The organism is Vicinamibacteria bacterium, assembly GCA_035620555.1.
Classification (GTDB): domain Bacteria; phylum Acidobacteriota; class Vicinamibacteria; order Marinacidobacterales; family SMYC01; genus DASPGQ01.
In genome coordinates this window covers 1-11,960 of the sequence record DASPGQ010000730.1, presented here as the reverse complement: position 1 = coordinate 11,960, position 11,960 = coordinate 1, and the positions used below count along the sequence as shown (strand labels likewise).

The following is an 11,960-nucleotide window of genomic DNA, read 5'->3' as shown; positions in this document are numbered from 1 at the left end:
AGGCCTGCCCGCCTCTCCGGGGTTCATCTCTCTTCCGGCCGATCCACTCGCACGTCGCAAGCGACCTCCCCGTCGACCCCGCCAGGTTTCGTTCATAAGCTCCAGGCGGATAGACCGTCGATAACGCTGGTGGTTCGGTTGACGTATTCTTTACGTCACCAAGAATGGATCTCGACGGTTCAATCCTTCCGACGACGTCGCAGAACGCGGCGGAAGATGTTGCCGATCGAGCCGTTGACGATGCATTCAGCCATTCGGCGGAAGACGTTGTTCGACGACTCGAGGTCGTCGTCGAGCGTGGTCTCACGACGGAGGAAGTCTACCGTCGACGGAAACGCTACGGTCCCAATCGCCTCCGAGAGGCGAAGACCAAGAGCGTTTGGATCATTCTCGTCGATCAGTTCCGAAGCTTGATCGTTCTCTTCCTGGCCGCGGCGATGATGGTGTCGCTCGTCACTGCGGACTTTCTGGAAGCCCTGGCGATTGGTGCGGTCATCCTCATCAACGGACTCATCGGATTCTTCTCCGAGCTGCAGGCGGTGCGATCCATGGAGGCGCTGCGGAAGCTCGGAAGCGTTCCTGCGACGGTCCGCCGAGAGGGCAAGGTGACGAGTATTCCCGCGGACGGCCTCGTGCCGGGAGACGTGGTTCTCCTCGAAGGCGGTGACGTCGTGACCGCAGACCTCCGACTGACGGAAGCATCGAAGCTCCAGTCGAACGAAGCCGCGCTCACCGGTGAGTCGGTTCCGGTCGACAAACACATCGATCGGCTCGATGGGGAGACGCCATTACCCGAGAGGGCCAACATGGTCTACAAGGGGACCGCGGTGACGCGTGGCGCCGGCACCGGTGTCGTGGTGGCCACGGGGATGGCGACCGAGCTGGGCACCATCTCCGCCCTCGTCGATGAATCCTTCGACACCGGGCAGACTCCGCTGGAAAAACGCCTCGACCGGCTCGGGAGCAACCTCATCTGGCTGACGCTGCTCGTCACCGCCATCGTGGGCGTCACGGGAATTCTGGCGAGCCGAGACATCATCGTCGTCCTGAAGACCTCCATCGCTCTCGCCGTCGCCGCCATTCCCGAAGGGCTACCCATCGTCGCCACGCTGGCCCTGGCCCGGGGGATGTGGCGCATGACGAAACGAAATGCCCTGGTCAACCGCCTGGCCAGCGTCGAAACGCTCGGGGCCACCGACGTGATCTGCGTCGACAAAACCGGCACTCTGACCGAAGGACAGATGGCGGTACGCGCCATTGTGACGACCGACGGCGAGGTCGGGGTAACGGGCGGCGCGTTTTCGGTCGAAGGGGAGTTCGAGCGGGACGGAAAACGATTCGACCCGGCCGGCGATCCAGTTCTCACATCCATTCTCGAGGTCGGAGTCCTTTGCAACGATGCCTCGTGGGTGCCTGCCGACGGCCAAAAAATGGTGGGCGACCCGGTGGAAGTGGCCCTCCTCGTAGCCGGAGGCAAAGCCGGAATCGAAAGAGAATCGCTCTTGGCCCGCACTCCGGAGGCGCGCGAGGTGGCCTTCGACCCGGACGTCAAGATGATGGCGACGTTCCACGCGACCAACGGCAAATTCCGCGTCGCGGTGAAGGGCGCTCCCGAGGCCATACTCGCCGCGTGCACGACGATACGTACCTCGAGAGAACATCAGCCGTTCGACGAACCGAAAAAAGGAGCTTGGCTCGAGCGCAACCGGACCCTGGCTTCCGGCGGACTCCGGATTCTTGCTGTCGCGGAAAGTACCGTTGCCGACGTCGATTCCACCCCTTATGAAGGCCTGTGCTTTCTCGGCTTCGTCGGTCTCGTGGACCCGCCACGGAGCGACGTCCGAAACGCGATCACGAAATGTCTCGACGCCGGGATTCGCGTGGTCATGCTCACTGGGGATCAGGTGCCCACCGCACGCTACGTCGGCCGTGAAGTCGGGCTCTTCACCGGGGCGAAAGAAGTGGTCCGCGAGGGACGCGAGCTCGAGCTCTCCGAGTCGCTGGATGAGACCGAGCAGCAGAGGATTCTGCGAGCGACCACGTTTGCCCGGGTCACCCCGAAACAGAAGCTCGATCTGGTCGAACTCTATCAGCGCCACGGCCACATCGTCGCCATGACCGGGGACGGGGTCAACGACGCTCCGGCACTCAATCAAGCTGACATCGGAATCGCGATGGGCAAACGAGGAACCCAAGTGGCCCGCGAGGCGGCAGACATGATTCTCCGCGACGACGCCTTTGCCACCATCGTCGAGGCGGTGAAGGAGGGTCGGGTCATCTTCGGAAACATCCGCACATTCATTCGATACTTGATCTCCTGCAACGTGAGCGAGATTCTCGTCATCCTGGTGGCCTCGGTCGCGAGTGCGCCCCTACCGCTATTGCCGCTGCAGATTTTGTTCCTCAACCTCGTCACCGACGTTTTTCCCGCGCTGGCCCTCGGACTTGGTGAGGGCGATGCCAACGTCATGCAGGAGTCGCCGCGTGATCCGAAAGAACCTCTCCTCACCCGAGATCATTGGCTCAGCATCCTCGGTTACGGCACTTTCATCGCAATATCCGTGCTCGGAGCCCTCGCTCTGGGACTCGAGTATCTGGGCTTGAACGAAGCCGAGGCGGTGACGGTCTCGTTCCTCACGCTCGCCATGGCTCAGCTGTGGCACGTGTTCAACATGAGGACTCCCGGATCGGGACTCCTGAGAAACGCGATTGTCACCAATCCGTTTGTGTGGGGCGCGCTAGTTCTTTGTATCGGTCTGCTGGTGGCCGCCGTCTACATGCCGGGCTTGAACGTGGTTCTCTCGACGCGAATGCCGGGGACGAAAGGATGGGCCCTCGCCCTGGGCATGAGCTTGGCTCCTCTGGCGGGGGGCCAGCTCTTCTTGTCACTACATCGGGGAAAAGCTGGACGGTCGCACTCTTACGACGCGGATGCCGAGTGAGTATCAACCTCCGCTTACCGGAAGCGTGATTAGGACGGTGGTGCCCATGCCTTCTGTGCTCTCCAGGTGCAATCGCCCGCCGATCTCTTCTACGCTTCGCTTGCTGAGGGGCAGGCCGAGGCGGAGGCCGACGCGGTTTCCCTTTCGGGTCAGCCCGAGCTCGAAGATTTCGGGCAGCAATGTCTTCGGAATGCCCTTGCCGTCATCGGCTAGCTCGATCTCGATTTCTCCCACCAGCTCGCGCACGGCGACGCGAATGACTCCGCGCCCCTCGATGCCCTGAACGGCGTTTTGAAGCACCGCTAGAAAAGTCCGGTTGAGCTTCGCCGGAAAGCAAAGGACATGGGGTAGTGAGCGGGGATAGTTCCGCCTGACCTCGATCCGTTGTTCGATCGACGGACCGAGAAGAGCCAGAGTCACGTCGAGCGCCTCGCGCACGTCCATCGTCTTGCGTTCGGCTTCGTCCAGTCTGACGAATTGGCGGAGCCCTTCGACGACGGTCGAGACCCGGCCGGTACTCAACTCGAGCGATTCGCAGAGCTCGGAGCACACCTCGACCGCGGAGAGTGTGGATTCTCTCTCGGCGTGACTCGCGCCGTCGGCCCGTCGGGCGACGATCTGGCCCCAGCGAGCAACGGCTCCTTTGACGGTCTCGGCGGTGGAGCGAATCGCTCCGATCGGAGTATTGACCTCATGGAGAAGCCCCGCGACCAGCCGTGCAAGCGTCGCCTGGTTCTCGGCCTCGATCATTTGCGCTTGCGTCGTCTTCAGCTCGTCCAGGGCGCGGGCCAGATCCGCCGAGCGGGCCTCGAGCTGCCGTTCGGCAATGGCCGTTCTGCGACCGGAGTAGTAGGAAATGAATACGATCAGCGCGGCGGAAAAAATGAGAGCCAGGACATAGTACGTGCGGGAAGTCTGGGAATCGACCGGGACGAGGGGCTCGAAGTTCTCACCCCAGAGCACGAGCGAGGTGAAGATGAGGAGGCCGGCGAGCAGGAGAAACACCGCGGTCCAGCGATGTTGCTGCGGGTAGAGGAGCGCCACGCCTCCCAGAATGGGCAAGAAGTAGAACTGGTTTCCCGAAATGGTCCCGAAGCCGATCGTAAACGCGAGCTGGGTCGCAAGCCCAGCGACGCACATGGTCGTCGTCGCAGCCCAATAGCGCCTCCGGTGGTTCAAGAAGAGGGGAACGGCGTAGACGGCGGCGCTCACGAGCGGCAGCCCGAACCGAACGAAGCGCGGGTTCTCCACCGACCGGTTCACGACGAGGTAGATGAGGCTGACCGTCACACTCAGAAGACAGATCGAGTTGGTCAGGGTGATGTATTTGGCGTCGGACGGTGAGGATTCGGGGGTTACTCCAAGATGGGTCAGACGGAGCAGAGTGTTGCGAACGGACATGGTCTCGAGCGAGCGTGAACAGCTTACCCTAAGAAACTATTTCGGAGGGGCTACACCGTTACTCTGACCTCTTCCCCGGTAACTCCCTCACCGGCCAAGGTGGTACTCAAACTCCGTGGACACACGTCCCTCACGCTAGCGTGGACGTCGATCGGCTTCGTCCTCGCCACCGCGGCGATGGTCGAGGAGCGCCCTTGGAGACTTGAGCTAGACTTCCGGAAACGGAGGTGCGGCATGCACCTGCTGGTCTGGCTGTCGCTAGTCGTCCAGGCGGAGGGCGTCTCCGCGTTTCGAGGCACCGTCCAAGACGAGTCGGGCCGACCGGTCGAAGGAGCGATCGTGGCCGTGTCTCCCGGCAACGTCCGCTACGACGCTCCGGCCGCGAGCGCGACGACGGACGCGAACGGTGTTTTCTCGGTGGCTCTGAGCGGACGACCACCCTTTACCGTCGCGGCCCACGCGCCCGGGTTTGCGCCGTTTCGGGCACGCGATGTGCCGGTGGAGAAGCCACTTCACATCGTGCTGGAGCGAGGTGGGTCGTCTCTCTCAGGGCGGGTTCTGGACGGAGATACGCTCGAGCCCATCGCCGGGGCCGTCGTCGAGTCGCGCGCCGTCGCCGCAAGCGGAAGGCTGGAAGACCACCCTCGCTTTGGCCTCGTGGAGACCGTTTCGGATCGCGAGGGTCGGTTCGAGCTTCGAGGGCTAGGAGAAGGTCCCTATCGCGTCAGGTCCAGCGCCCCGGGCTACGGAAGTGCGTCGAACAACAACGCAAACCCGGAAGCAGACGTCGTCCTCTATCTCTTCCGGGGCGTGGGCATCACCGGTCGCGTTACCGACGAGAAAGGTGAGCCGGTCGAGGGCGTCTTCGTGGATGCCGAGTGGACGGGAAGCGATATCTTCTCCCGGCAGCATGTGAGCTCGACGCAGCAGACCGACGCGGAAGGAGGCTTCGCCGTTCTCGGCCTCGAGCCGGGCCGCTACCGACTCTACGCACGGCACCCGGACTACGCTCCTTCGGCATCGGAGGCGACGCTCGAAAATCGGGACGTCGAGGTCGATCTGGTCTTGACCCAAGGCGTGAGCGTCACCGGGCGTCTGATCGATGCAAACGACGAGCCGGTGCGCGGCCGGGCGGCTTTGGAAGCTCTCGATGGCGGCTCCGTGGGACGACTGATCGAATCCCGTCTCGGCGCCGACACCGACGACGACGGCACGTTCACCCTTTCAGGTGTTCCGCGAGGCGAGCACCGGCTTCGCCTCAGCGCGCGGGGGTATGGCAGCGAGAGCGTCGATCTTTACGTCGGCGGCAAGAGCCCGGTAGACATTGGAGAGGTTGTCCTCGAGGTGGGCATCGCGATTCGTGGCGTGGTGGTCGACGCGGACGGCGAGGGCGTGGGGGACGCTCGGGTCCAGGCGTTCAAAGCGAGCGGAAGCGACCGGGGCATTTCGGCGCAGGGAGAGCCGGACACGGAGACCGATTGGGAAGGCCGGTTCGTTCTCGCGGGGCTCGAGGAAGCGCTCTACCACCTCATGGTGGCGGCGCCGGGTTACGGTCGGGAGGTCACCGACGTGGAGGCGGGATCCGAGGCCATCACCGTTGCTCTGAGGCCAGCGGGCACGATTCGAGGATCGGTTTCCGATACCGAGGGCAGACCGATCGGCTCGTTTCGCGTCCTGGCGCGCGCGCCCGAGCGCCGGGGATTCGGAGGCGCGACGACCGGTGTCAGCGAAGATAACGGACTATTCGTGGTCGAGGACGTCGCCGAGGGCGAGTACGCGGTCGAGGTGTCGGCAGCGGACTTCGTTCCCGAGGTTGTCTCGAACGTACGCGTGACACCCGGCGCGGTGACCGAGCTCGGCGAGATCCGTTTGCGAAGGGGCGCGAGGCTCCGAGGCATCGTGATCGACACAGCCGGGGCACCGATCGCCGGCGCCATGGTCACCGTACGCACGCCCGGCCAACGCTTCTTCTCCACCGACGACCTCGGCAAGACCACCGACGGCAGCGGTTCGTTCGAGGTCCGGGGACTGCCCGACGGCAAGGTGGACGTTGCCGCGAGCCACCCGAGTTATGCCGAAACCCGGCTCGAAGGGATCGACATCGACTCGAGCTCCGGAGCGAAGGACGTCGAGCTCGTGCTCCGCGGTGGTGGCGCGATCGAAGGCTATGTGCGCAGCCGGGACGGTACGAACGTCGCCGTCCGGACGATTCAAGTGATGCCACTTCGGCGCGCCGGCTCGATGTCCCTTTCGGCATCGGTGCAAACCGGGACGGATGGCTCCTTCCGCATCGACCATCTCGCGCCCGGACCCGTCGAGGTTTCGCTGGTTGCGACGTCGGGTTACGCCACCTACGCCGTTCAGGCGCGTCAGGTCGAGATTCGCGAGAACGAGACCGTTCAAGTGAACTTCGACTCGCGGCAGATCCTCGTTCAAGGACAGATACACCGTGCCGGCGCACCGCTTTCGGGTGTCGAGATCGATCTCTGGCCCTCGGAAGGGGGCGTCATTTATGGCTGGAGCCAGGCAGGCGTTACCCAGGCTCCCTCCAGCTTGCGTTACTTGAATGCGCGTACGGGCGAGGATGGATTCTTCGAGCTTCTCGTCGACGCCCCCGGGGAGTACCGCGTCAGCGTCAATGCCAGCGGCGCCGGCCTCCCGTCCCGAAACGTCGTCGTTCCCGATCTCGATACGTTCTTCCTGGATCTGGATTTTTCGGGCGTCGCGGTGTCGGGACGAGTCGTCGAGGAAGAGACCGGCGAAGCGGTGGTCAGAGCCTTCGTGAGCGCCCGCCCCGAGTCGAGTGCTGACTGGGAACGTGGCGCGTCAACGCAAACGGGGGCGGACGGCCGCTTCGAGCTCGAGCTCGAAGCAGGGACATTCACGCTCGTCGCGCGAGCCGAGGGTTTTGCTCCTAGCGAAAGGCGGCTCAATGTGAGCGATTCCGGAATCTCGGAGGTGGTGCTGTCGCTGACCGCCGGTCTTCGGATCACGGGGCGAGTCAGCGGCACCGGGAGTCTCCGAATCTACGCGATCGAAGACTCGCCCGATCTGTCCACTCCTCCCATGCGCATGTCCTTCGCGATGAGCGTCGCCGATGGGAGCTTCGTTCTCGATGGGCTTGCTCGTGTCCGATACAACATCCTGGCGGGCGAGGAGCTCGCGGGCTTCGGCGTCGCCACGGGAATTCCCGCGGGTACGGAAGATGTCGACATCGCGCTTCGCCCCGCGGCCAGGCTCGACGTGGAAGTGGTCGATGGAGAAGGTACCCCCGTGGACGAGATCGCTGTCGCCATCGTCGCCGTCGACGGGCACAAGATCCGGGGCGCTCAGACCGCAACCGATCGGAATGGCCGCGCGTCACTCGCCGTTCCCGCCGGCAGCCTTCACGTCAAGGCCGCGAACAAAGATGAACTCGAGGGAATAGCCGTCGTAACGGTTATGCCGGGTGGCCGCGCCGAGCTGCAGATGGTGGTGGCTCCGGCGCCTTCACCGCGGCCTCGTTAACGGCACGGAAACCTCACTGCCCCAGGCCCTGTCTCTGCGTAGCTCCACCATTCAACAGAACGCTTGACTTCCTTCCGATATCGCTATACGTTGTATAACTAGATATCGTTATGCGAGGTATCTTTCGAGAAGCGCTGAAGGGGCATCTCGACCTCCTGGTGCTGGCCGCCCTCGAGCGCGAGCCGGCGCATGGCTACGCCATCATCGGCGAGATCCGGAGACGTACGCGGGGTACCTTCGATCTCGCTGACGGTACCATTTACCCCGCGCTCCAAAGGCTCGAGGACGCCGGCCTGCTCCGAAGCTCCTGGACTCTCGTCAACGGGCGCTCGCGCCGAGTTTATGGTCTGACGGCGCGAGGTCGAACCGAGCTCGCTAGCCGCCGCCGCGGCTGGCGCACGTTCTCGCTCGCCGTCTCGCGGGCTATTGGATAGACGTGCCCGGGGCGCATCCGGAAGTCGCTGCCTTTCTCGCTGAGCTGGAGCGTTCGCTCGAGGCGAGAGGGCTTCCGGCCGGAGCTTTCGTCACCGAGGCGGAAGAACATCTCGCCGATTGCATGAAAGAGCTCGAGGAGAGCGGCCTTCCTCCGCACCACGCCGCCCGTGAGGCCATCCGCCGTTTCGGCTCGGTCGAAGCCGTCGTCGAAGCCTGGGTTTCGCGCCAAGGAGCGGGAGGCCGCGCCCGGCCGCGGAAACCGCCGCACCGGCGATTCGTCATCGGACTTGGGGACGACGTGCGCTTCGCGGCGAGAAAGCTTGCCTCGAGCCCTGGGTTCACTGCGGCGACGGTACTGATTCTCGCGGTCGGGATCGGCGCTACCACCGCCATCTTCACCCTTGTCCACGCGGTTCTTCTTCGCCCGCTCCCATTTCACGAGCCAGAGCGGCTGGTCAATATTTCTCTCCAAAGCGACAGTGATGGCGACGCGAGCGGCACACTGTCGGTGGCGGACTTCTCGTTTGTGCGCGCGCAGGCCCGCACGCTCGAGAGCACCGGGGCGCTCTTCGTGCGCCAGAGCTTTCAAATCTCGGGCGGAGAGCGGCCCATCCGGATCGCCGGAGCTTTCGTGAGCGCGGAGTTTTTTCCCACGCTTGGAGTTCGGCCTTTCATGGGACAGCTCTTTCGATCGGGAGACGATCGAGCGGGAGAGCCACGCCGGGTCGTCGTCAGCCATCGCTTCTGGCAGGGTTACCTTCAATCCGATTGGGGTGTCATCGGAAGCGCGCTGAATCTGGACGGTGAGCCGCATACGGTGGTCGGAGTCATGCCTCCCGACTTCCGATGGATGCGCGCTGAGCTTCTGGACGTGTGGCCGATCCTGACCGTGGTCGAGCCGAACCATCGAGCGCCATTCTTCCTGACCACGATCGCGAGGCTGAAACCTGGTACGAGCCGGCGCGATCTCGAAGCGGAGCTTTTTGGCATCGAGAGCGCCATCAAGAACCGCTACCCGAGCTCGCCTTCGGACTGGGCCTTCGCGGTGGAGGACTTCCCCGAATTCTTCGTGGGCCAAAGACGTCCCGTGCTCCTGCTTCTGTTCGGATGCGTCGGCATTCTGCTGCTCGTAGCCTGTTCGAACGTCGCGAGCCTTCTCCTGACCCGGTCGGTGGGGCGGCGGCGTGAGATCGCGGTTCGTTCGGCACTTGGCGCGCGCCCGTGGATACTCGCACGCCAACTGCTGATGGAGAGCCTGCTCCTCGCGAGCGCCGGGGGTATCTTGGGACACGCACTGGCACTGGCCGGCCTCGGGCCGCTCATCGACCTCGGAGCGGAAACGCTTCTCCTTCCTAAAGAGGTCTCCTTCGAGCCGTGGGTCCTTCTGTTCGTCAGCGGGCTCGCCTGCGGCGTGACCCTGCTCATCGGGCTCGCGCCGGCGCTCTCGAGCGTTCGAGTCGATTCGGCGACCCCTCTGAAGGAATCCGCCACCTCGGCGGGCGAGACTGCGGGAGCGCGCCACCTCCGCTGGGTCTTCGCGGCAGTGCAAGTCGGAATGGCAACGTCGCTTCTGGTCGGGGCGGGACTCCTTCTGCGGAGCCTTCACGAGCTGCAGCGTGTCGATACGGGCGCGCAGCTCGATTCGGTGCTGGCTTTGCCCTTGGCCCTGCCAGAGGCCACCTACCCGGACGACCTGAACGTCGAGAGCTTCTGGCGCCGCCTTCTCGACGAGGTCCGCGGACTTCCGGGAGTGCTCGAGGCCGCGTGCAGCATGGCGCTGCCTCCGGACCTCCTGGTCATGACCAATCCCTTTACCGTCGAGGGTCGTCCTGTCCCACCCCATCAGACGCCACCTCTTGCCGAGCAGCTCCTGGTGAGCCCCCGGTACTTCGAGACCCTGGGAATCCCCACTCGTGAGGGCAGGGACTTCGATCTCGGCGATCGCCCGGACTCGACACAGGTCGCGATCGTGAACGAGACGCTCGCTCGGCGCTTCTTCCCTGGGGGCGACGCCATCGGCCGTCGCATCCAGCTGGGCGAACCGAGGCCCGACGGCCAATGGAACACCATCGTGGGCGTCGTCGCCGACGTGAAGTATGACGGGCTCGATGCCGGCCCGGCGCCGACGGTGTACGTTTCTTATTTCCAGGAGCCGTGGTGGCGGGATATGTATCTCACGGTGAAGACCAGCGGCGACCCCCTTGCCGTCGCGCCGGTCCTGCGCTCGACCGTCGCCGCGCTCGACTCGACCCTCGCTCCCGGTGAGCCCAAGACGCTCGATCGCGTCGCAGCGGAATCGGTATCCGGACCCCGCTTCCGCACCGCGCTCGTCGTGACTTTCGCCGCCATCGCGCTCTCGCTCGCGGTCGTCGGCGTCTACGGCGTCGTCTCGCAGGCGGTTTTGGGGCGGACCCGGGAGATCGGAATCCGCCGCGCCTTCGGCGCGAGCGATCGCGACATCCTGGGAGAGCTCATCGGCGAGGGTATAAGGATCCTTCTCTCGGGCGGGGTCTTTGGCATTCTGGTGTCCCTCGCACTCGCGCGGGTCGTTGCCGCCCTGCTGTTTCAGGTGAGACCCTTCGACCCGGCCACCTTCGCCTTCGTGCCCTTGTTGCTTGGGGCGGTCGGAGTGCTCGCCTGCTACGTTCCCGCCCGCCGCGCGCTTCGCGTCGAGCCGGTCATCGTTCTCCGCGGTTAGTGCGCCATCGTTGGCTTCCGCGCTCAGTCTGAAGACGAAGATTATTCGCACTCCGTGCTCACATCTCATCCCCACGAAGGAGCCCGATGCAGACGATTCCCGACATCCCTGCCTGACTTTCCGGGAACTTTTCCGGGCTCTCAGGGTCTAACGCTCTAACCAAGTTGAAATCGTTCACGATTTCACATCGTGGAGGCGAAGAGGGAATGTTCGAGCATGCATTGACGTCCGATGGAAACGCGCGAAGGTCTGCGGCAACGTTCGTGGTTTCACTCTTCATCCAGGGCGGAGTCATCGCCGCATTGGTCATCGTGCCACTCATGGCGACGGATCGTTTGCCTGTGCCCGAGAACGTCCTGACTTTCATGGAGCCACCGCCACCACCTCGACCACCCCCACCCCCACCACTGCCGCCGAAAGCGCGACCCGGATCCGTGGTCCGTCGGCCGATGCTGACCGCCACGCATTCGTTCCTCGTACCCGTAGAGATTCCGAGCGAGATCGGGATGGACGACCTGGGGCTGGATCTCAGTGTGATTGGTGTCGGGGGTGGTGTTCCGGATGGAGTCATCGGAGGCATTTGTGGATGTCTACCTGAAGAGCCACTCCCACCACAGCCGCAAGAGCCTGTGCGGGTGGGCGGGATAGTTCGCCCCCCGAGCAAGACCCGAGATGTCGCCCCGATCTATCCCGAGATCGCGAAACAGGCGCGCGTGGAGGGCATCGTGATCCTCGAAGCCATCATCGATCCCGCAGGAAACGTCACCCACGTTCGGGTGTTGCGCTCCAGGCCCCTTCTCGATGAGTCGGCCATCGACGCCGTCAAGCAATGGAAGTACGAGCCTACACGACTGAACGGTGTCCCGGTTCCGATCGTGATGACGGTGACGGTGACGTTCCAGTTGAGTAATTGACGCACGTTCTGAGGACTTTCCCGGCCGCCTATCAGCGACTGCCAGGTCGTTTGCCGCGAAGAG

General features: G+C 64.0%; 6 protein-coding genes. 5 read left to right on the top strand and 1 reads right to left on the bottom strand.

What is annotated here, in order from left to right:
• Positions 1-164: 164 nt before the first annotated feature.
• Entirely contained in the window at positions 165-2,942 is a 2,778-nt protein-coding gene (locus VEK15_29415) for a cation-transporting P-type ATPase (GenBank protein ID HXV64853.1), read from the top strand.
• Positions 2,943-2,945: 3 nt separating this feature from the next.
• Here the strand turns inward: VEK15_29415 and VEK15_29410 are convergent, their stop codons facing one another.
• Entirely contained in the window at positions 2,946-4,343 is a 1,398-nt protein-coding gene (locus VEK15_29410) for a HAMP domain-containing sensor histidine kinase (protein HXV64852.1), read from the bottom strand.
• 234 nt (positions 4,344-4,577) lie between these two features.
• Here VEK15_29410 and VEK15_29405 point away from each other — a divergent pair, with 234 nt between their 5' ends.
• From VEK15_29405 to VEK15_29390, 4 genes are all read left to right on the top strand, one after another.
• Positions 4,578-7,850, top strand: a complete 3,273-nt coding sequence (locus VEK15_29405; protein HXV64851.1) for a carboxypeptidase regulatory-like domain-containing protein — start codon at positions 4,578-4,580, stop codon at positions 7,848-7,850.
• Between the two features lie 119 nt (positions 7,851-7,969).
• Complete coding sequence (locus tag VEK15_29400) at positions 7,970-8,284, top strand: helix-turn-helix transcriptional regulator (protein ID HXV64850.1); 315 nt, start codon at positions 7,970-7,972, stop codon at positions 8,282-8,284.
• 2 nt (positions 8,285-8,286) lie between these two features.
• Positions 8,287-10,983, top strand: a complete 2,697-nt coding sequence (locus tag VEK15_29395; protein HXV64849.1) for an ABC transporter permease — start codon at positions 8,287-8,289, stop codon at positions 10,981-10,983.
• A 206-nt stretch (positions 10,984-11,189) separates the two neighbouring features.
• On the top strand, positions 11,190-11,897 hold the full coding sequence (locus VEK15_29390; protein ID HXV64848.1) for an energy transducer TonB: 708 nt from the start codon (positions 11,190-11,192) through the stop codon (positions 11,895-11,897).
• The last annotated feature ends 63 nt before the right edge of the window (positions 11,898-11,960 follow it).

Bases quoted from the DNA above. Each gene is read 5' to 3' on its own strand.
- VEK15_29415 (HXV64853.1), top strand. From the start codon at position 165: ATGGATCTCGACGGTTCAATCCTTCCGACGACGTCGCAGAACGCGGCG.
- VEK15_29410 (HXV64852.1), bottom strand. From the start codon at position 4,343: ATGTCCGTTCGCAACACTCTGCTCCGTCTGACCCATCTTGGAGTAACC.
- VEK15_29405 (HXV64851.1), top strand. From the start codon at position 4,578: ATGCACCTGCTGGTCTGGCTGTCGCTAGTCGTCCAGGCGGAGGGCGTC.
- VEK15_29390 (HXV64848.1), top strand. From the start codon at position 11,190: ATGTTCGAGCATGCATTGACGTCCGATGGAAACGCGCGAAGGTCTGCG.